We start from the raw sequence: 26,735 nt of genomic DNA, 5'->3' as shown, positions 1-26,735 counted from the left end.
AAGCCGATTACTCGCTCACCGTGGATGTGTCTATGCATCAAAAACTCGGGCAGAGCTGGCTCACCCAGGCGGGGCAGGAGGTGCACGTCAAGGCCGGTGCCAAGGTGGTGTTGGAGGCGGGCTCCGAGATCACCGTCAAGGTCGGCGGCTGCTTTATCAAGGTCGATGGCGGTGGCGTCACCCTGGTGGGGCCCACCATCAAGATGAACTCCGGCGGCAGCCCGGGCTCGGGCGCCGGTTGGGCGGGCCAAATTCCCAAGAGTTTAAAGGAAATGCTGGATGTCCCTCAAAAACGCTGGATGAAGTTTTATCACCTCGACTCCGAGTTGATGCCCTTGGCGGGCACCCCCTACAAGGCCGTATTGAGCGATGGTTCGGTGCGGGAAGGGACCCTGGATGGTGAAGGCATGGCGCTGTTGGAAGAGGTGCCTGCCGGTACGGCATCCGTGACCTATGACCTGGAGGACAACTTTGTCGACTTGCCCCGTGAACCCATCTCGGCCCTCTCTGGCCATCTCGATAGTCTGAGCGACGAGGGTTGATATGTTTGGTAATGATCTGTTTGAGCGGCTCTATGACCATCTGGATCAGGCCGTTTCCGGCGGCGCTGCCTATGTCAAACAAAGTGCCGATGCAGTAAAGAAGGGGATAGCTTCTAGCCTGCAATGGATCTGGGAAGCCCTTCAGGGGGATTTCAATCCCAATCAAAGCGCGGGGCAGATTGCCGCCAATGCCGTGTTGGGGTTGATCCCCGTTGTCGACCAGGTGCTGGACTGTCGCGATCTAATCGCCAATGCACGAGATATTTCCCGCGATCACAAACAGCCTGAGAAGTGGGTTTTCCTCTGTTTCACCCTGATAGGTCTGATCCCGTCACTGGGCTCTGCCCTCAAGGGGGTGCTGAAAATCATCTTCCTGTTTGTCCGCAAGGCTGGCGGGGATGCCACCAAGGCGATCAGACCCGCCATGGCACCAGTGCTGACTTTTTTAAGCGATCCCAAGGTCAAGAAGGTGCTGGGCATCTCGCGTCTTGATACCGTGCTGAAAAAATTTGCAGGTCAGATCCGAGGTCTGAGAGGACAGGTCGCGGTCAGTGTGCTGCTGGGCTATCTTGACGATGCTGTCAGCTCTCTCACTGGTTTGATTAGCAAGATCAATGGGTTGGCTCCCGCTTCGGTCAAAGTCTGGCTTGAGCAATCCCAGCGTATGGTGCTGCAGATGCAGTCACAGGCCGGCCAGATGCTGCCAGCGGCCATGGGGCCCGTGCTCAAATCCCTCGATGAGATTGCCGCAGGATTGGAGAAAGAGGCGGTCAAGCATGCCCCAGGTTACAAGGCCGTGCCCGGTGGCACCGTTATCCACCCGCTGCCGGATGATGTCGTCAAAGTGGATCTCCAGATTTTGAGCCGCTCCTAGAAAGGGATTTATGGCGAGATAATCAGCGACAACTGGATGGCAAATCACAAGTTCGAGAATCTGTTGCCAGAACATCGCCGGGTACGTAGCCTGAACGACAAGCCCAGAGGGCGGGGCATCGATGGTATCTACAAGAACACCAATCCTCCGCCTCCCTACGTGGTGACCGAGACCAAGTTTCGGACGGCAGGGGGCGAGTATATCGATGAGGATGGCACCAAGAGTACCCAGTTATTGTCGATGACCAAGGGGTCTGGCAAGCAGATGAGCGGCCAGTGGATCGATAAGCGCTTACCCGATGAGATAACTGACAAGAAAATATTAAAAGACCTTAAAAATGAAGGTTATGATGCTTGGCTAATGATTGTCGATGAGTCTGGTAAAGTGATACAGATAACCAAGCTGGATAAGTCAGCTAATGCCGTAGGTACGATTTCGATCAAGTAGGAGCAGTGAATGAATTCGTTTATTGAACAGCGTCGAGATCCATTACTATCTGAGCCATTTTTTTTAGAACAGATAGAGAATTATAAAGAGTCGTCATATTTTGACCCAAGTTGGTGGGCCAAAATACACGATCCTTTACACGAGCGCTGGAGTGATCCATATCGACGTCCTACACGCTCCATGGCCAGTGAAAGCATGTTCATGGACAACTTGGAATACGCGATTCTTCTTTATTCCGGCGGTGCATCCCACGAAGATATAAAAGCATGCCTTTCTATAGTAAAAAAAGAACTATTGCGTCATAAGAAAGAGTTTTCAGATAGTGTTTTCTATTATTGGGAGCAAGATGCCTATCAATATCTGCTCTGGATGTTCTCATTAAGCATCCTCTATGGGCAGGATGAGATGCTGCCCGAGCTGGTGCGTTATATCAGTAAAAATCCGGAAGGAGACGACGACCCGCTGTGGAGCATGTTGTTGGCTCGCTTGGGCTATCCCGGTCTCCCCCGTGGTCCAGAATCCTATATCCCCGAGGTTTATCGCCCGCTGTTTGATGCCATCAAGGGTGATGGTGTGAATCCCACCAGGGTTGAGCGTCAGGCGAGCATCAAGCAATATCTCAAGGGGTGGTACAAGGGATGTAAAGAGTGTTATTGGTACGACAGGCACAAGGCAAAGCATGCCATCTACTTTGGCTATTGGGCTTTTGAAGCGGCGCTTGTCACCCTGCTCTATGAGTTGGACGACAGCAGTTATCGGGATATGCGCTATTACCCCAAGGATCTGGTCGATCATGCCAGAGCGAATGGTATTGCAGAAAAATGGCAGGCACTGCGAGTGGTTCAACATCCCATTGCCATGCCGGGCTCTGTGGTGGAGCAGGATGGCAACTGGCGGTGCAACCTGACTGATGAACAGTGGCAACTGCGAAAAGGACAGAAGTTGCCTTCCCAAACCCATATCAACAAGGATGACATGTTGTTCTGGGTACAGGAGTAGTCTGCATTTTATCGATCATGCACAGCCTGCATGGTCGATATATCTCGATGCCCGAGTGACGTTTGATGTTATTGCGCAGGCTCATTCATGTTAGGCACGAATTGCCTGGCACCCTTGGCTCTGTATGAAAAAAATCGAGGAAGAAGAGTGAAGGCGATAAAAGAACTATTCCTGATCCTCTCTGTCATCATCTTGTCTCCCCTGTTAATTCCCATGGTTTATGTCGAAAGACGAAGAAAAAAATGGTTTCTATCGACTTTACTATCCCCTCTGCCTGAAGACATCAGAGTCGGCAGAGTGAACTCTCTGATGAATACGAACGCCGATGCGCTACAGGGTCGTATCGTGTCAACACTTGTTGAGCTGAATTCCGATGAGCGTTGGGTATGTCTCAATATCGACTGGCGAGACGTTGAGGAAGTTGGGTTACAAGGAAACGCATTGGCGGATACTCACGGTTTGAAGGAGCATTTCATGTGCTCCGAGCCGGATGAGGACGCATCGGTTTGGAGCATGCTGGTACTTTATGACCTATGGTTGCAAGCGCGAGGATATGATGTCGTGCTTTTGGATATCAGCGCTGATCAATATACAGGTTTCATTTGCCCATCAAATATTCTTGATAAGCTGTTAAATGAGGGGGGTAAGCTGGGTTTGGAACTGGTCAAGTTGGACCATGTGAACGAACAATAATATTCTGAATCAGTATGAATCTTCTGGAATACGATTTATTTAAAGACAGTTGATGAGAAATAGAAAATCAATCAAGTTGTAAGAAAGTGTTATGTACGCAACCACCCCTACCATCCTAATTATTCGCAGATACAAACGATGACATACCGCACATTATGGTTGGTGCTGGCGAGCCATTGGCTCGCCGCTTGTACCACAACGACGTCACAGACCGAATCCGAACTCTCTCAAGCCGCCCAGCAGGGCCAAGGTAAGGCGCAGTATGAGCTGGCCAATCGCCTGGCGACCAAGCCAGATTATCCCGAGGCGATGCGCTGGATGAAACAGGCTGCGGAGCAAAACGGGCCACTGGCAGCCGATGCGGATGTGCGAGGCAAGGCCGCGCTGCAGGTGGGGAGTTGGTATCAGACTGGCCTGGGTGAACCCAAGAACCCAAAGCTGGCCCAGGACTGGTGGCAGCGCTCGGCCAAGCTGGGTAATGCGGACGCCAGCTATCAGCTGGGGTTGGCGTGCCGGCAGCAATATCAGGGCAAGCTGGTCGATGATTGCCTCGACTGGTTCGAGCAGGCGGCTAAACGGGATCATGCCGGCGCGCAGTTGATCCTGGGGGAGTGGTATGCCAGCCAGCCAGGCGCCGATGCCGATGCGGTTCAGTGGCTGGAAAAGGCCGCCGAGCAGGGCAATCGTGACGCCCAATATCGGCTCGGCCTGCGCTATGAGCAGGGCAAGGGGGTAGCCAAGCGACCCGATCTCGCCCAGCGCTGGTATGAGAAAGCCGCGGCCCAGCAGCAACCTGATGCCCTGCTGATCCTGGCCAGACAGGCGAGTGGTGCCGAGGCCGTGCCCCTCTATCAGCGCGCCGCCGATACCGGTGCTCCCCAGGCCCAGCTGTGGTTGGGACAAGCCTATCTGGCGGGTGAGCTGGTGTCGCAGGATCTCGCGCTCGGTCGTTACTGGCTGGAGCTGGCTGCTAGCCATGGCTCTCACGAGGCTGAATATCAGCTGAGTCTGCAACAGAGCGACCCGGCGGCGCGAGAGCACTGGCTAACGCTGGCGGCCAAAGGCGGGGTGAGCCAGGCACAACTCGAGCTGGCCAAATTGCAGCAAGGGCGGGGTGAGCTGGTGGCGGCGCGTCAGAGCCTCGCCTCGGCGGCGTTGCAGGGCAACGTCGATGCCCGCTATGCCTATGGGGAGATGCTGCGGCTGGGGCTGGGTGGGGAGGCGGACTATGTTCAGGCGCTCAAGCAGTATCGGCTGGCGGCCAATGCCAATCACCGGCAGGCGCAATATCGCATGGGAACCATGCGTGAGCGAGGCTGGGGCGCACCTCGCAACCGCTTGCATGCTTATGCATGGTATCTGCTCGCGGCTACCGATGGAAACAAGGACGCGACCGATGCAGGCAATGAGCTGGAAAAAGGGATGACAAAACAAGAGAAAGCCTCTGGTCAAAAACTGGCCCAGCACTGGTTCATCAAGTTGGAGAAAGGTCATCCACCGGAGAAGATGAAGGACAATACATAGTATTCAACAAGATGATTAAACACAGTAAATGTTCATATTAAATGGAAAAGTCCCATGGCGTGATGATGAATGCCATGGGATATTTTTTTGCGCTCTATGGGGAGTATTTAAAATGCATTTTACATGGTTGTTTTTTTGTCAGATAGACAATATCATTTCTCAGGAGTGCTCACCCAGTTGTCAAGTATTAATACTTCCCCATGGCTTTGATGACGAAATCATTAATCAAGTTGCGCATCAAACATCACCACTCTGCATTTAAATCCGATTTAAGATATTTTTTGCAAAATAATTTTTGTATATATCTTGTTGATTTCAATGGTTTTTATTGAATTTACATCAGTCTTTAAATGCTTTTTAAATATTTTTTATTGACGTAAAGATAATCGCAAATATACCATTTGTCGCGAATGGATCCTATGTCATAAAGACCTCTAACGAAGAGTAGAGGCAGGATCTGGTTGTATAAGTAATAAGCTACATATTGCGTTTTTGATTATCAATGCCTCGGCTTGATATATGTCAAAAATGCCTCGTCGGCTAACGTTCATTCACCTAAAACTAGGTTTAACGCGTCAACTGTCATTTTTTACAGTTGCCAGCATGAGCGTTGGCTATAAGCTTTGGGGTCTTCATGGATCCTTAACTTGGTATTTAGAGCATGGGAAAAGGAATTGATGGCGCCACTGTTGCGCCTAAAGAGCGTATTAATATCAAATATGTGCCGGCAACCAGCGGTCAGCAGGCGGAAATTGAGCTTCCGTTGACCATGATGGTGGTTGGCAACATGAAAGGACGTACGGAAGAGACCCCCATTGAGGAGCGTCAGACCGTCTCCATCGACAAGAATAATTTTTCTTCCGTCATGAAAGAATCTGCACTGGAGCTGAAATTTTCCGTTCCCAATCGCCTGGAAGAGAACAGCCAGGACGACTTGCCCGTGTCGATCAAGATCCAGTCCCTGGAAGACTTCACCCCAGACAGCGTTGCCCAGCAAGTGCCCGAGTTGCGCAAGCTGCTGGAACTGCGTGAGGCGCTGGTTGCCCTGAAAGGACCCCTGGGAAATATCCCGTCCTTCCGCAATCGTTTGCAGGATCTGCTGTCCAGTGGCGAGGCTCGCGAGCAACTGCTCAAGGAGCTGGATCTGATTAAGCCTGCCGAGTGATCTGCAGATTAATTAACTGATCGATAAGGAAAAATTATGTCTCAGGTCGAAGAACAGGTTCAAGCGGGGGCGAGTGTTGCCTCCTCGTCCTTGCTGGACGAAATCATGGCGCAGGCCCGTATCACGCCGGTGGACGAGGGTTACAGTGTCGCCAAGCAGGGGGTCGCCGCCCTGATCGCCAACATTCTGGACAGCGGTACAACCACGGATCCGGTCAACAAGGCGCTGGTGGACAGCATGATTGTCGAGCTCGACAAGAAGCTGAGCAAGCAGATGGATGTCATCCTGCACGCCAAAGAGGTGCAGGAGCTGGAATCCTCTTGGCGTTCACTCAAGCTGCTGGTGGATCGCACCGATTTTCGTGAGAACATCAAGATCCAGGTGCTGCATGCGACTAAAGAGGAACTGCTGGAAGATTTCGAATTTTCACCTGAAATCACCCAGTCTGGCCTCTATAAACATGTCTATTCGACCGGCTATGGCCAGTTTGGTGGTCAACCCATCGGCACCGTGATCGGCGACTATGCCTTCACCCACAGCGCCCCCGACATCAAGCTGATGCAGTATGTCAGCGCGGTCGGTGCCATGGCCCATGCCCCCTTCATCTCCTCCGTCGCCCCGGCCTTCTTCGGCGTCGACAGCTTCACCGATCTGCCGTCCATCAAGGATCTCAAGTCGGTGTTCGAAGGCCCGGCCTACACCAAGTGGCGCTTGTTGCGTGAGTCAGAGGATGCCCGTTATCTGGGGCTGACCGCGCCGCGTTTCCTGGCGCGTCTGCCGTACGATCCGACCGAGAACCCCATCAAGGGCTTCAATTATCAGGAAGACATCAGCTCGGATCACGACCACTACCTGTGGGGCAACACCGCCTATCTGATGGGTACCTCCCTGACCGACAGTTTCGCCAAGTACCGCTGGTGCCCGAACATCATAGGCCCCCAGAGCGGCGGCGCCATCCAGGACCTGCCGGTGCATGTCTACGAGGCCATGGGTCAGTTGCAAGCCAAGATCCCGACCGAGGTGCTGATCACCGACCGTCGTGAATACGAGCTGTCCGAAGAGGGTTTCATTACCCTGACCATGCGCAAAGACAGTGACAACGCGGCCTTCTTCTCCGCCAACTCGGTGCAAAAACCCAAGGTGTTCCCGAACACCAAGGAAGGCAAGGAAGCGGAGACCAACTACAAGCTGGGTACCCAGCTGCCCTACATGTTCATCATCAATCGCCTGGCACACTACATCAAGGTGTTGCAGCGCGAGCAGATCGGCTCCTGGAAGGAGCGTCAGGATCTGGAGCGTGAGCTGAACGGCTGGATCAAGCAGTACGTGGCCGATCAGGAGAATCCGCCGGCAGACGTGCGTAGCCGTCGTCCGCTGCGCGCCGCCCAGATCAAGGTACTGGACGTGGAAGGTGAGCCGGGCTGGTATCAGGTCGCCATGGCCGTGCGTCCGCACTTCAAGTACATGGGCGCCAGCTTCGAGCTGTCCCTGGTGGGTCGTCTGGACAAGGAATAATGGCCGATGCCGTCTCTCTCTTCCTGGGATAGAGGAAATGCGGCCAGCCTGTTTGACAGGATCCGGGGGGAGGGGCTGGTTCCTTCCCCCCGCTCGGAAGTTGATGAACTGGTGGATTCTGTCAAACGGCAGCTCGATCAGATCCTCAACACCCGTCCCGGCAATTGTCGCAGTGCCCCGGAGCTGGGCGTCATCGATCTCAATGACGCCACTCAGGGCAGTGCCGATATCAAGGGACGGATCCGTGAGGCGATCCGGCAATGCATCCGTCGGTATGAACCGCGGATCATTCACGTGGAAGTCCGTTCACCCGACCATCAGGCGAGCCCGCTCGAGATGTCGTTTCAGGTGACGGCCCACGTGAGGCTGGAGCACATCGAACAGGTTACCTCGTTCAACGTCCACATGGACAGTCACCGTCACTACCGCATGGTCTGATCAATGTCGCTGGAACATTACTTCAGGGATGAACTGGCATTTTTGCGCCTGCAAGGGCGCGAATTTGCCGATGCCTATCCCGAACTCACCCGTTTCTTGTCCGAGCAAAATACGGATCCGGATGTCGAGCGCCTGCTGGAAGGCTTCGCGTTTCTCACCGGCAACCTGCGCGCCAAGATCGAGGATGAGTTCCCCGAGCTGACCCATGGTCTGCTCAATATGCTCTGGCCCAACTATCTGCGCCCCGTGCCCAGCATGACCATCATGCAGTTCTCGGTCATTCCGGGCGCCATCACCCAACCTGCGCTGGTCAAGCAGGGTTGTCAGCTCGACAGCCTGCCCATCGACGAGGTGACCTGTCACTTCCAGACCAGCCATGACGCCTGGATCTACCCGGCCGATATCCGCCATATCGCCTCTCAGAGTGGCAACGATCTCTCCACCATCTCGCTGGATATCGCCCTCCATGCCCCCTTGCCGCTCAGTGAATTGCAGCTCGACAAGCTGCGCTTCTTCCTCGGCGGGGACAGTTATACCGCCTATGAGCTCTACTTCTGGCTCTCCAACCAGCTCTCCCATATGGAGCTGGAGATAGACGGCAAGCGCTTTCGCCAGGAGGCCAAGGCCCTCAAGCCCATCGGCTTCGAGCGCGACGATGCGCTCTTGCCCTATCCGAACAACGTCTACTCCGGCTATCGCATCCTGCAGGAGTATTTCTGCTTCCCACAGAGCTTCCTGTTCTTCGAGCTCAGTGGTGATGATTGGCCCAGGCAGCCTCTGCCGGTCAGCGAGTTCAAGATCCACTTCTGCTTCGACAAACCGCTGCCCGCCGAGCTCAAGATCCGCCCCGACTCCTTCATGCTCAACTGTGTACCGGCCATCAATTTGTTCCGGCACGACAGCGAGCCGGTCAACCTCAACGGTCGTCAGGCGGAGTATCCGCTCAAGGCGAGTTACCGTCACGCGGATAGCTTCGAGATCTTCTCGGTCGACGAGGTGGAAGGCTGGGTGGAGGGCAACCTGGGCCGTTCTCGTGGCACGCCGCGCATCTATCAGCCGTTCGAGAGCTTCCAGCACCAGATTGAGCGGGCCAAACAGCGGCTGGCGCTCTACTACCGGGTGCGGGTCAGGGAAGCGGTCAGCGGGGACGGCTTCGAGCACAGCCTCTCCTTCGTGCGCGGGGATGAGACCACCACGGTCGAATTGGATGAATCCATCTCCGTCACCCTGACCTGCACCAATCGCTCCCGCGCCGCCACCCTCAAGGTCGGCAACATCTGTGTGCCGACCGGCAGTTCGCCCTCGTTTGCCACCTTCCGCAACCTGATCCGGCCGACCCGGCCATTGCGCCCGGCGCTCGATGGCAGTCTGCACTGGACCCTCATTTCCAACCTGTCGCTGAACTATGTCTCTTTGCTGCGCCGGGATGCCCTGGTGCAGGTGCTGCGCACCTATGATTTCCCGGCGTTGCACGACAAGCAGGCCGAGCAGGCCTCGCGCAAGCGGCTGGCGGGGATCGAGGAAATTGAGACCACCCCGGTCGATCGGTTGGTGCGCGGCATGCCGGTGCGGGGGCTCAAGTCGGTGCTGCACGTTCGCCAATCCGCCTTTGGCAGCGAGGGGGAGCTCTATCTGTTCAGCACAGTGCTGGCGCACTTCTTCTCGCTGTATGCCAGCGTCAATGCCTTCCACCTGCTTGAGGTGGTCAATCTCGACAACAAGGAGCGTTACCAGTGGCCAGTCCAGATCGGTCAACACTCCCTGATGTGACGTCCGCCAAGGACGCGCCGCGCTTCAATTTTTTTCAGCTGGTTGAGCTGCTCAACCGGCTGGATGGCGCCGATCAGGAGCGGGGGCTCGACTACCTGCCAAGCGACGAGGGGATCCGCTTCAAGGCGACCGCCTCTCTGGGCTTTCCTACCAGCGACGTGCTGCAGATTGGCCGTGACGACAAGGGTCGCCATGAGCTGGAGGTGGCCTTCCTCGGTCTGCATGGCAGCCAGTCTCCCATGCCCGGTTATTACCTCGATTCTCTGGCGTGGGAGTACGCGCAAGGGGAGCAGAAACTCGGCCTGTTCCTGGACTTTTTCCATCACAGGCTGCTGACCCTGCTGCACCGGATCTGGCGCAAGTATCGCTACCACGTGCGCTTTCAGGACAACGGCGAGGATGGGTTCTCCCGCCTGATGTTCGCCCTGGTGGGGCTCGGCAACGAGGCGGTCTGCCGCAGTCTGCCGGTCAACCGCGCCAAGATGCTCTCCTACGCGGGCATGCTGGCCAGCCCCAGCCGCTCCCCCGAGGTGGTGGCAGGTCTGGTGGCGCACTGCTTCGATCTGGCGGAAGTGGAGGTCAATGCCTGGCAGTGGCGCCGGGTGCCCATCCACCAGGATCAGCAGAACCGGCTGGGCAGTGCCTGCGCCACCCTGGGGGGAGATTTTGTCATCGGCGACAAGGTGAACGACTGCGCGGGAAAATTTTTATTGAAGATCAACAACCTGAGTTTTGGACATTTTCTCGGGTTTCTCCCGAACGGGGAGCATTTCCATGCCCTGGTGACCTTTGTCTCCTTCATCCTGCGTGACCAGCTGGCCTGGGATCTGCGACTCGGCTTCGGCCAGGAGCAGGCCAGGGGGCTGCGATTGGGGGAGGAGCAGAGTGCGCGCCTGGGCTGGAGCTCCTTCCTCGGCCAGCCGCCGAGTGACCCGTTTGTGACCATTTGTGTGCAGGAATAAGTGCAGGAGTGAATGTGGACGATTTTAACCAGCAACTTTCCCTGGTGGTGCTCAACAGCGAGCAGCTCGATGGCAACCAGCAGGTGCAGTATCGCTTCGATGAAATGGGCGGTTCCCTCGGGGCTTCCGAGCAGGATGACTGGCACCTGCGAGACAGGCTGGGTGCCGTCATGCCGGCCCACGCCCGAGTCGAGCACCATGATGGCCGCTTCTGCCTGTGCGATCTGAGCGGCCAGACCTACATCAATGGCGCGACCTCCCCCATAGGGCGGGCGCGCAAGGTGCACTTGGAGCAGGGGGACGAGCTGATCGTCGGCCCGTTCAGGTTGAAGGCCTATCTCGGTGCCATCACCCCGGAGCAGAGCCTGCAGCAGGTGCTGGGCAACCGTCCCACCGAGCAGTTGGACGAGTGGCTGACCAGCGATGAGCCCGGGATCCGCCAGGACGATCCCCATGCACTGGCACTCGATCCTCTGCTGGCGCTGCAGCATGAGCGCTCTGCCCTGACTCCCCTGGTCGACCCCCGTCGCCAGAGCGACCTCCACCCGCAACCGGATATGGAACATCCGTCCCTGTCCCCCTTTTCTGCCCTCGAGAACACCATGACCCAAGAGTTTCTGGATATGCCCTCCATCGAGAATCACCCCGATTACCTCCCGCCATTGGACGGGGTCGACCACGTTGCCCTGACCCCGCTGATGCGCGGCCTGGGTCAGCCCTTGCAACTGCAAGATACCCAGCAGGCCCACGACATGCTCGAGGAGATGGGCAAGACGGTGCGCGCCATGGTGGAAGGCTTGTTGAAGCTGCAAAGCGATCAGGCGGCGCTGGCGGACAGGCACCTGCGCCCCATCGAGGACAACCCGCTGCGGCTCGGGCTCGGTTATGACGAGACCCTGGCGGTGATGTTCGCCGAGCAGAAGAGCCCGGTACACCTGACGGCCCCGGCGGCGGTGGCCGAGAGCCTGCGTAACGTGCGCATCCACCATGTGGCGAACCAGCAGGCGATCGGCGCGGCGCTCGACAGCATACTGCAAGCCTTCTCGCCGGATGCCCTGGTCGGCCGTTTCGAGCACTACCGCCGCACCGGTACCCCGGGCATGGCCGACGAGGGCTGGGCCTGGAACATGTACCAGCACTACTACCGCGAGCTCACCTCCGCCCGTCAGCAAGGCTTCGACAAGCTGTTCCACCAGGTCTATGCCCAGGCATATGACCAGGCCGTGCGTCAGCAACAGGGACTGATTTGATGATGCGAGTGGTGATGCTGGGCGCCTGTCTGCTGGCCCTGGCGGGCTGTACCACCATGGGCAAGATGGCCGATGTGGCCATGAACCCGGATATCCAGGTGGGGAGCAAGGATGATCAACCCTCGACCCTGGGGTTGAGCCTGCTGGCCGAGCCGGACGTCAATCCCAACGAGAGCGGAGAGGCGGCTCCTGTCGAGTTTCAGGTGGTACTGCTGGCGGAAGACTCCAAGCTGCTCGCCACCGACTACGACCAGGTGACCGAGGATGTGGAGAAGGCGCTCGGCAAGAACTACCTGGATCATCAGGACTACACCCTGCTGCCGGGGCAGTTCAAGTATCTGCCCCCCATCAAGCTCGACGAGAAGACCCGTTACATCGGGGTGATCGCCCGCTACGCCGATCCGGACAGCGCCGAATGGCGCAAGGTCATCAAGGTCAAGAGCACGGGCCGTGCCTATCAAATCCTGGTTCATCTGCGTCTGGATGAAGTGGAACTACAACAAGAAGAAGAATGACCATGTCGAGTCGAAATCGGGTTATCTGGCGTGAGGGGCTCTTCATCAAGCCCCAGCACTTCCAGCAACAGCAAAGGCATTCGGAGTACGCGCTGCACGCTCGCCTGAGCGCGCTGTCCGACTATTTCTACGGGCTGCAGACGCTGGTCATCAACGAGGACTATCTGGGGTTTGGCCGCATCGCCCTGGTGGGGGCTACCGGCATCTTGCCGGACGGCACCGTCTTCAATATTCCCAACGACGATGTGCTGCCGACCCCGCTGGAAGTCACCGATGCCTCGGTGGCGAACCAGAAGGTCTATCTGGCGCTGCCGCTCTCGGTGAGCGGGGTCAACGAGGTCAATCAGGGGGGCCAGGTGGCCACCCGACTGCAGGCCCATCGCCACGATGTGCGCGACCTGCATAGCGAAGGGGGGGACGTGGTCTCCCTCGAGGTGGGACGGGTCAGTCTGCGGCTGATGCTGGAGCGCGAGGACCGTAGCGCCTATGCCTCCCTGGCCATCGCCCGCATCCTGGACAAGCGCCCGGACGGCGGCCTGGTGCTGGATCCGAACTTCATGCCCTGCAGCATCAGCGTCTCCGCCATCCCGACTCTCAAACGCTTCCTCGGCGAGTCGGCGGGCCTGGTGGCCGAGCGGGCCCGCAGCCTCTCCCAGCGCATCGCGGCGCCCGGTCAGCAAGGGGTCGCCGACGTGGCCGAATTCATGATGCTGCAACTGCTCAACCGGGCCCAGCCCCAGCTCTCCCATCTTGCCCGCCTCGGCACCCTGCATCCGGAGCGGCTGCACGAGGCCCTGGTGCAGATCTGCGGCGAGCTGATGACCTTCACCGACGAGTCCCGCCTGCCGCCGGAGTTTGCCGCCTATCGCCACGACGATCAGCAGTTGAGCTTCGAGCCTGTGATGTTGGCCCTGCGTCAGGCTCTGAGCACAGTGTTGTCGCCGAGGGCCGTCTCCATCCAGCTGCGCAAGCACCAGTACGGCGTCATGGTGGCCGTGGTGGGGGAGAGCGAGCTGATGCAAAGCGCCGACTTCGTGCTGGCGGTGCGGGCCCGCATGCCGCAGGAGCAGCTGCGCAAGCAGTTGCTGCAGCAGACCAAGGTGGCGTCGAGCGACAAGATCCGCGAACTCATCAGCCTGCAGCTGCCGGGCATTCCGCTGCTGCCGCTGCCGGTGGCACCGCGCCAGCTGCCCTATCACGCCGGTTACAGCTACTTCCAGCTCGACAGGCAGAGCCCGGCCTGGCAGATGCTGGCGGTGGGCAACACCCTCGCCTTCCACATCGCCGGCGACTTCCCGGAGCTCGACATGCAGCTCTGGGCCATTCGCAGCCAGTGATCCATCAAGGAATAAGCACAGATGACCACGGACATTCTCAAGAACGAGCACCTCAGCGATCTGCTGTTCGATCATGCCGAGCAGCTGGACATGGACTCGGACCATTGGTTCCGCCTGCGGGGCCAGAGCATCAATCCCATGATCGATGCCGTGACCCCCTTGCTCGGGCTGGTGCAGCGGGTTCGCCTGCTGTCACGTCATGATCGGGTGCCCGAGCTCTACCAGCGGGTGGTGACCGAGATCCAGGCCATCGAGCAGGAGCTGATGGCCCAAGGCTACGAGAACGGCGTGGTGCTCTCGTTTCGCTACATCCTCTGCACCTTCATCGATGAGGCCGTGATGGGCCGCGACTGGGGCAGCCAGAGCGAATGGTCGGAACACTCCCTGCTGACCCGCTTCCACAACGAGACCTGGGGCGGGGAGAAGGTGTTCGTGCTGCTCGCCCGCCTGCAGGAAGATCCGGTGCGTTATCGCGACATCCTGGAGTTCATCTACCTGTGCCTGTGTCTCGGTTTCGAGGGACGCTACAAGGTGATGAGCAAGGGGCAAGGCGAGTTCGAGCGCATCGTCAAACAGCTGCACAAGCAGCTTTCCCCCGAGGCGAATGGCGAGGCCCCCAGCGTATTTCACCTGGACCTCGGCCAACAGGCCTCCCGCTACCAGCTGCGCAAGCAGGTGTCCCTGCGCAGCCTGTTCATGGGGGGGGCCGTGGTGCTGGCCATCATCTTTGGCCTCTATCACCAGCAACTCAATAACCAGACCCAGGACGTTCTGCGTCAACTGGGCGAATTATTAAAATAATATCCTGAGGAGAGCACGCCTTGATTCGTATAGAGCTACCGGTACTGGTGGAAAGACTCAATCCCATCTGTCGTCACATGCTGGAGGAGGCCGCGGCCCTCTGCGTCAACCATCAGGGGGCCGAGATCCGCATCGAGCACCTGCTGCTAAAGATGCTGGACACCCCGCTGTCCGACGTGCGCCAGATCCTGAAAAGGGCCGAGGTGGAGGTGGACGAGCTGCGCACCCTGCTGCAACCCTCCCATGCCGACAGCGGCTATGGTCAGGGTTACCCCTCCTTCTCGCCACTGCTGGTGGAATGGTTGCAAGACAGCTGGCTGCTGGCCTCCGCCGAGTTGCAACATGTCCAACTGCGCAGCGGCATGTTGCTGCTGGTGCTCTTGATGACCCCCCAGCGTTATCTGCCTGGCTCGGCCACCCGGCTGCTGGCCAACGTCAACCGCGAGTTGCTGCGCCAGCAGTTTGATGACTGGGTGAAAGAGTCCTCAGAGACGCAAGTGATCGTTCCTGCCAACGGCAACCCCACCCAGGCGGCCTTGCCGACCGATGCCAGCCTGCTGGCCCGCTTCACCGTCAACGTGACCGAGCAGGCCCGCCAGGGGACCCTGGATCCCGTGCTATGCCGGGATCACGAGATCGATCTGATGATCGACATCCTCTCCCGCCGCCGCAAGAACAACCCCATCGTCGTGGGGGAGGCGGGGGTCGGCAAGAGCGCCCTCATCGAGGGGCTGGCCCTGCGCATGGTGGCGGGTCAGGTGCCCGAGAAGCTGCGCGGCGTGGAGTTGATGACCCTGGATCTCGGCGCCATGCAGGCCGGTGCTTCGGTCAAGGGGGAGTTCGAGAAGCGCTTCAAGGGGGTGATGCAGGAGGTCAAGGACGCAGTGCGCCCCGTTATCCTGTTCATCGACGAGGCTCACACCCTGATCGGGGCCGGCAACCAGGCCGGTGGGCTGGATGTCTCCAACCTCATCAAGCCGGCGCTGGCCCGGGGTGAGCTGCGTACCATCGCCGCCACTACCTGGGGGGAGTACAAGAAATACGTGGAGAAAGACGCGGCCCTGTCCCGTCGCTTCCAGCTGGTGAAGGTGGGTGAGCCCGACGCAGAGGAGGCCACCGTGATCCTGCGCGGCCTGCGCAGCATCTACGAAAAAGCACATGGGGTGCTGATCGACGAGGAGGCACTGCAGGCCGCGGCCCAGCTCTCAGCCCGCTACATTTCCGGTCGTCAGCTACCGGACAAGGCGATCGATGTGCTCGACACCGCCTGCGCCCGGGTCGCCATCAATCTCACCACGCCGCCGCGCGCCGTCAGCCACATGCATAACGCGCAGCGTCAGCGCGAGCTGGAGATCCGCCAGCTGGCGCGCCAGAGCCTGATCGGTCTGGGTGACAACGCCGAACGCCTGGCCGAGCTGCACGCCGCCCAGTCTGCCTGCCGCGAAGCGCTGGTGGAGCAGGAGGCCCAGTGGCAACAGCAGCAGGGGCTGGTGCAGCAGATAGTGGCGCTGCGGGCCGCCTTGCTTGCAGACGAGCAGGATGAGTTGCTGACCAGAGAGGCGCTGGATCTGGCGGATGCCCCCCTGGATCCGCAAGCCGCCGCCGAGGCGCTGGCCGGGCTCGAGCGCGAGCTGGCCGCCCTGCAGCAGGGCGCGGTATTGGTCTCGGCGCACGTGGACAAGACCCAGGTCGCGGCCGTGATCGCCGAGTGGACAGGGGTGCCGCTCAATCGCATCTCCCAGGGGGAGCTCGACGTGGTGACCCGGCTGCCGGAGTACCTGGGGGATCTCATCAAGGGGCAGGATGTGGCGGTAGCCCATCTGCACAAGCACCTGCTGACCGCCCGCGCCGACTTGCGCCGCCCGGGTCGCCCCCTTGGCGCCTTCCTGCTGGTGGGGCCGAGCGGGGTCGGCAAGACCGAGACCGTGCTGCAAATTGCCGAGTTGATGTTCGGCGGCCGCCAGTATCTCACCACCATCAACATGTCCGAGTATCAGGAGAAGCACACGGTCTCGCGCCTGATTGGCTCGCCGCCGGGCTATGTGGGCTTTGGCGAGGGGGGCGTGCTGACCGAGGCCATTCGCCAGAAACCCTACTCTGTGGTGCTGCTGGACGAGGTGGAGAAGGCTCACCCGGACGTGCTCAACCTCTTCTATCAGGCGTTCGACAAGGGCGAGCTGGCGGACGGGGAAGGGCGCATCATCGACTGCAAGAACGTGGTCTTCTTCCTCACCTCCAACCTCGGCTTCCAGACCATCGTCGACCATGCCGAGCAGCCAGAGGCGCTGCTGGATGCGCTCTATCCCGAGCTCGCCGCCTTCTTCAAGCCGGCGTTGCTGGCGCGCATGGAGGTGATCCCCTATCTGCCGCTCGGTCACGACACCCTGGTAGAGATAGTGGGTGGCAAGCTCAGCCGTCTGGTGAAGCTGCTCAAGGAGCGCTTCGGTGCCGAGGTGGAGCTGGACGAGGAGGTGGCCGAGGAGATTCTGCGCCGCGCCAATCGCAGCGAGAACGGGGCCCGCATGCTCGAGTCCGTCATCGACGGTGCCCTGCTGCCGCCCGTCTCGCTGCAGCTGCTACAGCGTCTGGCGGCCGGTGAGCCCATCAACCGGGTGCGTTTCTTCGTGGCCGATCAGCAGTTCGTGGCCGAGGTGGGGGCTTGAACATGGAACAAGCCCTCGCCTTTGCCCTCGCATTGACCGAGCAGCGCGACGAGCCGCACCTGTGCCAATGGTGGTCACAGGTGTTGCACGCCAGCTTCCAGCCAAAGGGCATGTTGCTCGGCATGCTGGAGGTGAGCGGTCGCCAGCTGGCGTGCAGTGGCTGGGTCAAGGGGCAGGCCGTCAGCCTCTCCCTGGCGGTGGATGACTTCTCCCACCCCCTTGCCTATGTGCTGCACAAGGCCCAGCCCCGCACCTGGGACTCCCTTCACGGGGGCGCCCGCATCGAGCACAAGGAGTTTCGTGCCCTGCTCTCCAACCTCGGCCAGCAGTGCGGCCTGCACGCCTTCCCCTTGCTGGACGGCGGCGGCAAGCCGTTCGCCGTGCTGGCCATGATGGACTGCGCTGAGCAACTGCAGGAGTGGACACTGGGTCCCGAGTTGGCCCAACTCTCCCAGGTGTTCTGCAACCAGCTCACCCTCATTCGGGATCTGGGGCGCAGCCGGCGGGATCAGAGCGTACTGAGAGACTCATTGCGCCAGATAAAAGGGGAGGGGCAGGTCAAGAAGCAGCACGAGAAGCTGCTGGCAGACCAGTTGGTAGGGCAATCTGCGGTGATCTGCGGGTTGCGCGAGCAGGTCCATCAGGCGGCGCAGCACAAGCTAACCGTGCTCATCCAGGGGGAAACCGGCAGCGGCAAGGAGGTGGTCGCCCGGCTGGTGCACCAATGCTCCGATCGTGCCGGCAAGCCGTTCGTGGCCATCAACTGCGCCGCCATCCCGGAGAACCTCATCGAGAGCGAGCTGTTTGGTTACCAGAAGGGGGCCTTCTCCGGTGCCCTGACCAACAAGACCGGGCTGGTGGCCCAGGCCAACGGCGGCACCCTGTTCCTGGACGAGGTGGGGGACATGCCCGCCGCCATGCAGGCCAAGCTGCTGCGGGTGCTGGAGACCCGCAGCTACCGGCCTCTGGGGGCCGAGCAGGAGAGCCACTCCGATTTTCGGCTCATTGCCGCCACCCATCAACCCCTCAGCCGCCAGGTGGAGGAGGGGCAGTTTCGTGCCGATCTCTATCATCGGCTCTGCCAGTGCCTGCTGCTGATTGCCCCCCTGCGCGAGCACATGGACGACGTGCCCATGCTGTGCCAGCACTTCATGGCCCAGTTTGCCGAGCAGGATGGCAAGGCGCTTGGCGGGTTGCACCGCCAGTTCCAGAAGCAGCTGCAGAGTTATGACTTCCCCGGCAACGTGCGCGAACTGCGCAACCTCCTGGAGGTGGCCTGCGCCCACACTCGCCACGGGGAAGAGGTGGTGCTGGAGGCCTTGCCGCCGGAGCTCAAGGAGAGGGTCTGCGTGGAGCTGCCGGGGATGCTGGACAATTACAACCACATTCGCGACCTGCGCCAGGCCATGCAGCTGTACGAGGCCTCGGTCATCGAGGCGCGGCTGCGTTATTTCCAGGGCAACCGCATGCGGGTGGCCGAGAGCCTGAACATTCCCAAGCGCACCCTGGATCACAAGTGCCAGAAGCTGGAGGTGAACTGATGAGCGTCCTCACCCTGTTGCCCCTGCTACTGGCGAGCGCCGCCGTGCCCCAGCCAGGCGCTCAGCCAGACATGGCCGGTTGGCAGCAGTGCCGGCGCGAGCCATCCCCGCTGATCCGGCTAGCCTGCTACGACGCCCTCGGCAGTGGCCCCGACACCGAGTCAGGCGCCGGGGCTATGTCTGCCGCCTGGCAAGCCATCCGGGATCAGGAGCAGAGTCGCACCCCCGAGAGCCCCCCCTTCCTGCTGCAAAGCGATCCCGCTCGTGGCAGCGAGATCCTGACCCGCCCGGCCCTGCGTGGGGCGACGCTTTCCATCGGCTGCGTCGACAGCATCACCCACATTCGGCTGCGGCTGGATGCGCCCTGGGTCGGCGAGGGGGTACAGATTGAGCTCGACGGCTCGCCCGGCAACAGCGCCCAGAGCTGGTTTATCCGGGATCGGGGGTTGCTGCTGGAATATGGCCGTGGCCTGCCGGCCATCGAGGAGCTCAAGCGCTGGCTGGGCCATCGCGAGTTGCAACTGCGAGCCGACAACGGCACTCAGGCTCGGGCCGCTAACGGCGTCGTGCTGCGGGTCGATTTGAGCGGCTTGAAAGAGGCGCTGGTCCCCCTGCGTCAGCAGTGTCGCTGGTAGGGGGCGCCATGAGCTATCAACACCCCTGGTGTGCCCGCCTGCTCGCCAACTTGCCGGATGAACAGATAAAGAACGCCGTGCTGGCCGACGAGCCGCGCTGGGACTATGTGGAGACCGAACTGGTCAAGCTGGGATCCCTGGCTCACGCCCAGGTGGATCTCAATGCGGTGGCCGAGGCTTGCCTCAGCCTGCTGGAGACGCGCACCAAGGACATGCGGGTGCTGGCCCAACTGCTGCGCTGCCTGCAACACCCGGCCAAGACGACCCCCATGGGGGCGGCGCTGAGCCTGCTGGAGTCCTGGATCCGTGCCTACTGGTTGCTGGCCTGGCCCGGCAATGCCAGCCAGAAGCAGCGGCTGATGGTGCAGATCGTCAAGCGTTTCGAGGGGGCGCTGCCACGCGTCTGCGAGAGCGCCTCGGCGGCCGAGTTGGCCCAGTTGCTGGCTCAGGCCGAGCAGCTCGGTGCCTGCTGGCTGGTGCAGTGTCCGGACAAGGGAGAACTGCTCGATCCGTTGTTGATGGGGCTGAAGCGGGCCCAGCGCCAGCAGGCCGCACAGGCAGAGGCCGATGGTGCCTCATCTCCTGTGTCGGGCGCTGTGAACACGGCTTCCCATGTCGGCCAGGGCACGGATGCCATGGTGCTCAGTGGTGGCGCCAAGGCACAGGGCATCGAGATCGACAGCTCCAACGACCGGGCCTGGCGCCAGACCCAGCTCAAGGTGGCACAACTGCTCATCGAGCGTCAGCCGGAGGCGGCGGTGGGCTATCGCCTGCGCCGTCACGCCATCTGGGCGGGTATCACCACTGCGCCCATGACGTCCTCGGGCAATAAAACCCAGCTGGCGCCCATGTCGGTGGACATGGTGGACGAATACCGCGCCGCCATGGGGGCGCCGGATCTGGCGCTCTGGCAGCGCATCGAGCAGAGCCTGACCCTGGCGCCTTACTGGTTCGAGGGCCATCGGCTCTCGGCTCAGGTGGCGGAGAAGCTCGGGTTTGGCGCACCGGCCCAGGCCATCGCCCAGGAGCTCGATGGCTTTCTGCAGCGGCTGCCGGCCCTGCGGGATCTCGGCTTCAGCGACGGCAGCCCCTTTCTTAGCGTGGAGTGCAGCCGCTGGTTGCAACCCGCCAGGGGCGGCGCGGGTGGCGACGGTGACAGCAGCTTGGCCGAAGAGGTCGCCCTGCGTCATGGCGAGCAGGGCATGGCCGCGGCCCTGACCCTTCTGGATGAACGGATGACGCAGTTGAAGGAGCCCAGAGCCCGCTTCCATGCCCAGTTGGTGCAGGCGGAGCTGCTGGTGCAGGAAGGCATGGAGGCGCTGGCGCGCCAGCACTATCAACACTTGTGGCAAGAGGCGAGTCGCCTTGGATTGGCGCAATGGGAACCCGGATTGGTCAGTCGCCTGGAGCAACAGGCGGCTGCATTGCCGAAATAAGTGTCGAAATGAGTCATTGAGTCGGAGCTGGATCACATTTTATGTTCAAAACCATTTTTACCTTTTTACGGCAACAGCTGCCGAAATTGAAACCCTCCTGGCCCCTGCTCGGTGCCGTGCTCTGGGTTGTCGCCCTGATCCTGGTGTGGTGGCTCGGTCCTCGCCTCGCGATCCGGGATGCCAAGCCGTTCGAGCCGCTATGGGGTCGAGTGGTGTTCACCCTGCTGTGGCTCTGGCTGCTGCTGGGGGGGCTCTCCTGGCGGATGTGGCGCAAGATGCAGCAACTCAAGGCCGAGCGCCAGCACGAGGTCGTGCTGGAGCAGGATCCGGTGAAGGGGCTGCTCGATCGGCAGGCGCTGTTCCTCAATCGCTGGTTGCAGGCCCTCGACGAGCACCTCGGCAAAGGGGCGCTCTACGCCATGCCCTGGTATCTGGTGCTGGGCCTGCCCGGCAGCGGCAAGAGCAGCCTGATCCACCGCGCCAACCCGGCCAACAAGCTTAATCCCAGGCTGGATACCGAGCTCAGGGATCTGGCGCAGGATCAGCTGATCGACTGCTGGCTGGGGGAGCAGGCGGTGATGCTGGATCCCGCCGGCGAGCTCTTGTCCCAGTCCGAACCCGAGCTGGATCCGCTGGCGCGCAAGCACGAGCGGCTCTGGCTGCATCTGCTGAACTGGCTCAGCGAGCACCGTCGCCGCCAGCCTCTCAACGGCCTGGTGCTGACGGTGGACTTGGCCTGGCTCTCCCACGCCAGCGTGGCCGAACGCAAGGCCTATGCCCAGCTGATGCGCGCGCGCCTGCAGGAGGTGTCAGCCACCATGAACACCCGGTTGCCGCTCTATGTCACCTTCACCAAGCTGGATCTGCTGCGCGGCTTCGACGTGGTATACGAGCAGCTCGACAAGGAGGCCCGCGAGGCCGTGCTGGGGGTGACCTTCAACCCGACCGATGGCAACGGCTGGCAGCAGGCGCTGGCCCAGTTCTGGGATCAGTGGGTGGACAACCTCAACCAGAACCTGCCCGAGCTGATGCTGGCCCGCCTCGATGCCGGTCAGCGCAGCGCCCTGTTCTCCTTCGTGCGCCAACTGGCGGGCCTCAAGGATTATGTGACCAGCCTGCTGGACGAAACCCTGGCAATAGAAGAGAGCAAGCCGCTGCTGGTGCGCGGTGTCTACATCAGCTCCGTCTATCAGCAGGGGGTGCCGTTCGATGCGTTCGCCCAGGCGGCCTCCCGCCGCTACAACCTGCCGGAACCCATCCACTCGGCCCTGCGCGGGGAGTCCAACACCTATTTCGTGCGCAAGCTGTTCTCCGGCATCATCTTTCCCGAGGCCCATCTGGCCGGGGAGAACCGGCTGCACACCCTCTATCGCCGTCGTCGCATGACCATAGGGCTGGGTTGCCTGTCCCTGTTCTCGGCGGCCCTCATCGGTGGTTGGCACCATTTCTACCGGGTCAACGAGGAGGCCGGTCGCAACGTGCTGACCAAGGCCCAGGCCTTCACCAGTACCCGGGAGCTGACCGATGATCACGCCTTCGGGGTGAGCCAGTTGCCGCGCCTGAACCTGATTCGCGAGGCGACCCTCTCCTTTGGCAACTACCGCGAGCGTACCCCGCTGGTGGCGGATCTCGGCCTCTATCAGGGGGACGAGATCGGCCCCTATGTGGAAGGCTCCTACCTGCAACTGCTGAGTCTGCGCTTCCTGCCCGCCCAGATGCAGGGGCTGCTGAATGATCTCGAGCGGGCGCCGGCTGGCAGCGAGGAGAAGCTCGCCATCCTGCGGGTAATGCGGATGCTGGACGATGCCTCCGGCCGCAACAAGGAGCTGGTGGCGCAATACATGGCGAGCCGCTGGCAGAAGGCCTTCCCGGGCCAGGGGCCGGTGCAGGAGCAGTTGATGGGGCACCTCGACTATGCCCTGGCTCACACCGACTGGTATGGGGCCAGGGCGGCGCGGGATCAGGGGGCCATCACCGCCTTCGTGCCCTTCAAGGAGCCGGTGTACGGCGCCCAGCGCGAGCTGGGCAAGTTGCCCATGTACCAGCGGGTCTACCAGAACCTGGTGGTGAAGGCGGGGGAGGTGTTGCCGCCGGATCTCAACGTGCGCGACGAGGTGGGGCCGACCTTCGACACCGTCTTCACCCTGCGCAGCGACCAGGCGGGACAGGTGCCGCGCCTGCTGACCTGGCCAGGTTTCAGCGATTTCTTCCTCAAACAGGACAAGGCACTGATCGATCTCACTGCCATGGATGCCTGGGTGCTGGGCCAGCGCAAGCTGAGTCAGCTGAGTGAAGCGGATCGCAAGGAGATCACCCGCCAGGTCAATGAGCGTTATGTCACCGATTACGTCAACCAGTGGCAGAACCTGCTGACCAACCTGGACGTGCAGACCCTGGAGAGCCCCGAGCAGGCGCTGGACGTGCTGACCGCCATCACGGGCAACGATCAACCGTTCCAGCGGGTGCTGGCAGCGCTCGACGACAACACCCGCATCCGCAAGATCTCCGATGTGGAAGGGGATCCGGCCCAGGCCATCACGGCCCGCATCGGCCGCCCCTTCATGGCCACCAACGCGGCGCTGGCCGGTCGTGGTGAGCAGGGGCCCCTCGTGCAGGAGGTGAACCAGAAGCTGGTGGAGCTGCAGCACTATCTGGAGCTCATCGTCAACGCCACCGAGCCGGGCCAGTCTGCCTTGAAAGCAGTACAACTGCGGCTGACCAACAAGTACGCCGACCCGGTGTTTGCGTTGCAGCAGTACGCCCGCGGCCTGCCGGCGCCGCTGGATCGCTGGGTGGGGCAGCTCTCCGAGCAGAGCTCGCGGCTGGTGGTGGATCTCGCCATGTCCTCCCTCAATCAGGAGTGGCAGGACAAGGTGCTGGCCCCCTTCAACAGCCAGCTGGCGGGTCGTTATCCGTTCGAACCGGGTTCGACCAAGGACGTGCCGCTGTCCGAGATGGAGCGCTTCTTCGCGCCGGGCGGGACCCTGGACAGCTTCTACCAGGTCAACCTCAAGCCCATGGTGGAGAGCGGCCTGATGGAGGGGGAGCTCAGTTCCCCCATTCAGAACGAGCTGCTTAAACAGCTGGAGCGGGCCGCCCGCATCCGTCAGATCTTCTTCAGTCAGCAGGGCAACCTGGAGGTGCAGTTTGCCCTCGAGCCCATCGAGCTCACCGCCAACAAGCGGCGCAGCGTGCTGAACCTGGACGGCCAACTGCTGGAATACGCCCACGGCCGACGCACCAAGATCCCGCTGGTGTGGCCCAACACCATGCGCGACGGGGCTGAGAGCAAGATAACCCTGGTGCCGGCCGCCCGCGAGCGCTCCCCGCGCAGCGAAGGCTTCGTCGGCCCCTGGGCCATGTTCCGGTTGATGGACAAGGGGGAGCTGACTCAGGTCAACGAGGCCACCTTCGATGTGCGTTTCCCGGTGGATCAGGGCTCCATGACCTATCGCGTCTACACCGACAGCGCGCAAAACCCCTTCACCGGCGGCCTGTTCAGTCAGTTCAGATTGCCTGAATCCCTTTATTGATGAAGCCGGGGGCATCGCTTGCCCCCGCCGTTTTGGAAGCTGCTATGTCAAACAACCAGCAAGGCCAGCAGGCGCTGAAAGTGGGGCGTGACCCCAGAATGTTGCCGGAATACGAGGCGCTGCGTGCGGAGATCAACAAGCTCAGCCATGCCTCCCGTCCCGAGGTGGACTGGCACAGGATCCATCAGCTCGCCAGCCAGATCTTCGAAAAACACGGGGTGGATCTGCAGACCGCCATCTATTTCACCCTGGCGCGCTCTCGCCTGCAGGGCTTGAGCGGCTTCACCGAAGGGTGCGAGTTTCTGGCGAACCTCATCGTGACCCAGTGGGAGAGCTTCTGGCCGCCGGTGCAGCAGGAGCGGGCTCGCATCGAGATGCTGGACTGGTTCATCGCCCGCATCAGTGACGTCATTCGCCAGTACCAGATCAGCCACGAGGACAAGCGCCTGGTTTATCGCTGCGAGCGGGCGCTGCAGCTCATCAACGAGAAGCTGCACAATGCGGGTTTAAGCCGTATTCCCCGGGTCGAAAACCTGGTGCACTTCATCGAGGGTTACACCCACCTGTTCGATGAGGCCGAGATCGTCATCGTCTCCGACGAGCCTGGCCTCAAGGATGAGCTGCAGATCCCCCCCATGGTGTTCTTCAAGGCCGATATGGAGCACGACACAGTCTCCTCCTCGGGCGCTGCGACCCCCCATCTGCCCCAGGGCAGCATCTTGGTAGGGCGGGAGAAGGGGCAGGTCAAACCGACCGTTCTCAAGATTGAGCAACACCGCAGGCAGCGCCCCGCCTGGTTCTGGTTTGGCTGCGGCCTGCTCAGCTGCGCCCTGCCGGTGGTGGCCTGGTTTGGCTGGCAACATCAGCAAGAGGCGAAGCTGCTGGCCGCCCAGCGCCTGCAGCAGCCGGCCACCGCGTTGCCGCAGGCGCTCAGTTATGACGACATCCGCCAGGCGCGCATCGTGCTGGGGGAGCAGGCCCTGCAGGGGATGGAGAGCGAGCTGGTGGCCCGCTACCAGTCCCAGCTTGCCCGCCTCGAGCAGGCTTCTCCCCTCGACGGCTATCGCCATGGCGAGGGATTGCGCAGTTCCTTGCAGATGCTCTATCCCGACTCCCTGGCGGTGAAGGCGCTGGACAAGCAATGGCAGAACGCGCTGGCCGGTCAGCAGGGGGATCCCATCAGCGTGCCGACCTATCTGGATGCCCGTGCCGGAGTGGATGCCCTGCTCGATCAGTTGCTGGAGCTGGAGCGTCAACGCAAGACGGTGACCATCTCCTACCTCAAGTCCCAGCTCTACGAGGTGCAGAAAAACCTGATGCAGAACATCCCGTTCAGCCTGCGCCTGAGTGAGCTCGAGGCGCGCAAGGCAGCCCAGGAGCCCATCACGGCGGCGGATCTCAAGGGGTTGGAGAACGACCTGAAGGCGCTCAATGTCCGTCTCTATCAATTGCAGCAGGGCAACGGGGGTGGGTGATCGTGCCGACCCGCGCAACAAATTGCGCAAATGGCAGATAAATAAGCTGCATTAGGCATGATTTTTATGTCGTTTATGCTGCTATGGGCAAGTTGTTGCAGCCTGATCTGCCAAGGTCCGAAAGGCTAAAGGTAATGCGATGATTTAAAAGAGGTTTATTAATTCATGGCGTTGGCATGGAGGCTGCTGAGTAGCCTCTCGAGCTGTTCCTCGGCTCAGGCTCACCTAGGTGGGCCCGGGCCATGGCAGAGGGATGCGTCAAGGCAACCTCTTTGCCCACATGGAGAATTCAGATGTGCCCCACTATTGCATTGCTCGGTGACATAGGCACCGATCACGACGGCTTCCACCCCTCCCCGGTGATTGCCGCCAGCCCAAATGTCTTCCTCGATGGCAAACCGGTGGCCCGTCAGGGTGACCCCCTGGCACCCCACGTCAAACCCAACAATCCCCCCCATCCGCGCAGCATCTCGGGGGGCGTCGGCTCGGTGCTGGTGAACGGCAAGCCCATCGCCGTGACCGGCACCGCCATCGGCTGCGGTGGCGTGGTGATTGGCTCGGGCAGCGGGCAGGCAGGATAAGGAACCCCTTCATGGCAGATAGCACAGGATTACAATTTA

General features: G+C 60.7%; 19 protein-coding genes and 2 pseudogenes. All 21 read left to right on the top strand.

Annotation, left to right across the window (positions count from 1 at the left end; all coding sequences use genetic code 11):
• Positions 1-542, top strand: a pseudogene (locus LG30_RS0107215) (type VI secretion system tip protein VgrG); the annotation flags it as partial.
• A gap of 1 nt (position 543) precedes the next feature.
• Positions 544-1,863 (top strand): annotated as a pseudogene (locus LG30_RS20945) (type VI secretion system polymorphic nuclease effector).
• 9 nt (positions 1,864-1,872) lie between these two features.
• Positions 1,873-2,862: a PoNi-like cognate immunity protein gene (locus LG30_RS0107205; protein WP_081966041.1), complete on the top strand. Its 990-nt coding sequence runs from the start codon at positions 1,873-1,875 to the stop codon at positions 2,860-2,862.
• 87 nt (positions 2,863-2,949) lie between these two features.
• A complete protein-coding gene (locus LG30_RS0107200) occupies positions 2,950-3,555 on the top strand; it encodes a DUF6630 family protein (RefSeq protein ID WP_238566393.1) in 606 nt (201 codons plus the stop codon).
• Positions 3,556-3,693: 138 nt separating this feature from the next.
• Entirely contained in the window at positions 3,694-5,079 is a 1,386-nt protein-coding gene (locus LG30_RS0107195) for a tetratricopeptide repeat protein (protein ID WP_033130030.1), read from the top strand.
• Positions 5,080-5,740: 661 nt separating this feature from the next.
• Positions 5,741-6,244, top strand: a complete 504-nt coding sequence (gene tssB / locus LG30_RS0107190) for a type VI secretion system contractile sheath small subunit (protein WP_033130029.1) — start codon at positions 5,741-5,743, stop codon at positions 6,242-6,244.
• 36 nt (positions 6,245-6,280) lie between these two features.
• Positions 6,281-7,759, top strand: a complete 1,479-nt coding sequence (tssC, locus tag LG30_RS0107185) for a type VI secretion system contractile sheath large subunit (protein WP_033130028.1) — start codon at positions 6,281-6,283, stop codon at positions 7,757-7,759.
• A gap of 6 nt (positions 7,760-7,765) precedes the next feature.
• Entirely contained in the window at positions 7,766-8,197 is a 432-nt protein-coding gene (tssE, locus tag LG30_RS0107180) for a type VI secretion system baseplate subunit TssE (RefSeq protein WP_033130027.1), read from the top strand.
• Between the two features lie 3 nt (positions 8,198-8,200).
• Positions 8,201-9,967 (top strand): type VI secretion system baseplate subunit TssF, encoded by a 1,767-nt coding sequence (tssF, locus tag LG30_RS0107175; RefSeq protein ID WP_033130026.1) that lies wholly within the window; start codon positions 8,201-8,203, stop codon positions 9,965-9,967.
• Positions 9,931-10,929, top strand: a complete 999-nt coding sequence (gene tssG, locus LG30_RS0107170; RefSeq protein ID WP_033130025.1) for a type VI secretion system baseplate subunit TssG — start codon at positions 9,931-9,933, stop codon at positions 10,927-10,929. Before tssF ends, tssG begins: the two co-directional genes overlap by 37 nt.
• Positions 10,930-10,943: 14 nt before the next feature.
• Complete coding sequence (gene tagH / locus LG30_RS0107165) at positions 10,944-12,179, top strand: type VI secretion system-associated FHA domain protein TagH (RefSeq protein WP_033130024.1); 1,236 nt, start codon at positions 10,944-10,946, stop codon at positions 12,177-12,179.
• Positions 12,179-12,694: a type VI secretion system lipoprotein TssJ gene (tssJ, locus tag LG30_RS0107160; RefSeq protein WP_033130023.1), complete on the top strand. Its 516-nt coding sequence runs from the start codon at positions 12,179-12,181 to the stop codon at positions 12,692-12,694. The genes tagH and tssJ overlap by 1 nt, the downstream gene beginning before the upstream one ends.
• Positions 12,695-12,696: 2 nt before the next feature.
• A complete protein-coding gene (gene tssK, locus LG30_RS0107155) occupies positions 12,697-14,031 on the top strand; it encodes a type VI secretion system baseplate subunit TssK (protein WP_033130034.1) in 1,335 nt (444 codons plus the stop codon).
• 21 nt (positions 14,032-14,052) lie between these two features.
• A complete protein-coding gene (gene icmH / locus LG30_RS0107150; protein ID WP_033130022.1) occupies positions 14,053-14,832 on the top strand; it encodes a type IVB secretion system protein IcmH/DotU in 780 nt (259 codons plus the stop codon).
• A gap of 20 nt (positions 14,833-14,852) precedes the next feature.
• A complete protein-coding gene (tssH, locus tag LG30_RS0107145) occupies positions 14,853-17,495 on the top strand; it encodes a type VI secretion system ATPase TssH (RefSeq protein WP_033130021.1) in 2,643 nt (880 codons plus the stop codon).
• 2 nt (positions 17,496-17,497) lie between these two features.
• Positions 17,498-19,036 carry a sigma-54 interaction domain-containing protein gene (locus tag LG30_RS0107140; protein ID WP_033130020.1) on the top strand — a complete coding sequence of 513 codons (1,539 nt, stop codon included), beginning with the start codon at positions 17,498-17,500 and terminating at the stop codon, positions 19,034-19,036.
• On the top strand, positions 19,036-19,671 hold the full coding sequence (gene vasI, locus LG30_RS0107135) for a type VI secretion system-associated protein VasI (protein WP_033130019.1): 636 nt from the start codon (positions 19,036-19,038) through the stop codon (positions 19,669-19,671). Before LG30_RS0107140 ends, vasI begins: the two co-directional genes overlap by 1 nt.
• Positions 19,672-19,679: 8 nt before the next feature.
• A complete protein-coding gene (tssA, locus tag LG30_RS0107130; RefSeq protein ID WP_033130033.1) occupies positions 19,680-21,107 on the top strand; it encodes a type VI secretion system protein TssA in 1,428 nt (475 codons plus the stop codon).
• A 41-nt stretch (positions 21,108-21,148) separates the two neighbouring features.
• On the top strand, positions 21,149-24,640 hold the full coding sequence (gene tssM / locus LG30_RS0107125; RefSeq protein ID WP_033130018.1) for a type VI secretion system membrane subunit TssM: 3,492 nt from the start codon (positions 21,149-21,151) through the stop codon (positions 24,638-24,640).
• A gap of 44 nt (positions 24,641-24,684) precedes the next feature.
• On the top strand, positions 24,685-26,115 hold the full coding sequence (locus tag LG30_RS0107120; RefSeq protein ID WP_033130017.1) for a VasL domain-containing protein: 1,431 nt from the start codon (positions 24,685-24,687) through the stop codon (positions 26,113-26,115).
• Between the two features lie 293 nt (positions 26,116-26,408).
• Positions 26,409-26,696, top strand: coding sequence for a type VI secretion system PAAR protein (locus LG30_RS0107115; protein WP_033130016.1), 288 nt, complete (start codon positions 26,409-26,411; stop codon positions 26,694-26,696).
• Positions 26,697-26,735 lie beyond the last annotated feature (39 nt).

Source organism: Aeromonas aquatica (assembly GCF_000764655.1).
GTDB lineage: Bacteria > Pseudomonadota > Gammaproteobacteria > Enterobacterales > Aeromonadaceae > Aeromonas > Aeromonas aquatica.
Note: the sequence above shows the minus strand (reverse complement) of the source record. Positions and strands in the feature narration are given on the sequence as shown.

Coding starts and splice junctions, on each gene's coding strand:
- LG30_RS0107205 (WP_081966041.1), top strand. CDS start 1,873: ATGAATTCGTTTATTGAACAGCGTCGAGATCCATTACTATCTGAGCCA.
- LG30_RS0107200 (WP_238566393.1), top strand. CDS start 2,950: ATGTTAGGCACGAATTGCCTGGCACCCTTGGCTCTGTATGAAAAAAAT.
- LG30_RS0107195 (WP_033130030.1), top strand. CDS start 3,694: ATGACATACCGCACATTATGGTTGGTGCTGGCGAGCCATTGGCTCGCC.
- tssB (WP_033130029.1), top strand. CDS start 5,741: ATGGGAAAAGGAATTGATGGCGCCACTGTTGCGCCTAAAGAGCGTATT.
- tssC (WP_033130028.1), top strand. CDS start 6,281: ATGTCTCAGGTCGAAGAACAGGTTCAAGCGGGGGCGAGTGTTGCCTCC.
- tssE (WP_033130027.1), top strand. CDS start 7,766: ATGCCGTCTCTCTCTTCCTGGGATAGAGGAAATGCGGCCAGCCTGTTT.
- tssF (WP_033130026.1), top strand. CDS start 8,201: ATGTCGCTGGAACATTACTTCAGGGATGAACTGGCATTTTTGCGCCTG.
- tssJ (WP_033130023.1), top strand. CDS start 12,179: ATGATGCGAGTGGTGATGCTGGGCGCCTGTCTGCTGGCCCTGGCGGGC.
- tssK (WP_033130034.1), top strand. CDS start 12,697: ATGTCGAGTCGAAATCGGGTTATCTGGCGTGAGGGGCTCTTCATCAAG.
- icmH (WP_033130022.1), top strand. CDS start 14,053: ATGACCACGGACATTCTCAAGAACGAGCACCTCAGCGATCTGCTGTTC.
- LG30_RS0107140 (WP_033130020.1), top strand. CDS start 17,498: ATGGAACAAGCCCTCGCCTTTGCCCTCGCATTGACCGAGCAGCGCGAC.
- vasI (WP_033130019.1), top strand. CDS start 19,036: ATGAGCGTCCTCACCCTGTTGCCCCTGCTACTGGCGAGCGCCGCCGTG.
- tssA (WP_033130033.1), top strand. CDS start 19,680: ATGAGCTATCAACACCCCTGGTGTGCCCGCCTGCTCGCCAACTTGCCG.
- tssM (WP_033130018.1), top strand. CDS start 21,149: ATGTTCAAAACCATTTTTACCTTTTTACGGCAACAGCTGCCGAAATTG.
- LG30_RS0107120 (WP_033130017.1), top strand. CDS start 24,685: ATGTCAAACAACCAGCAAGGCCAGCAGGCGCTGAAAGTGGGGCGTGAC.
- LG30_RS0107115 (WP_033130016.1), top strand. CDS start 26,409: ATGTGCCCCACTATTGCATTGCTCGGTGACATAGGCACCGATCACGAC.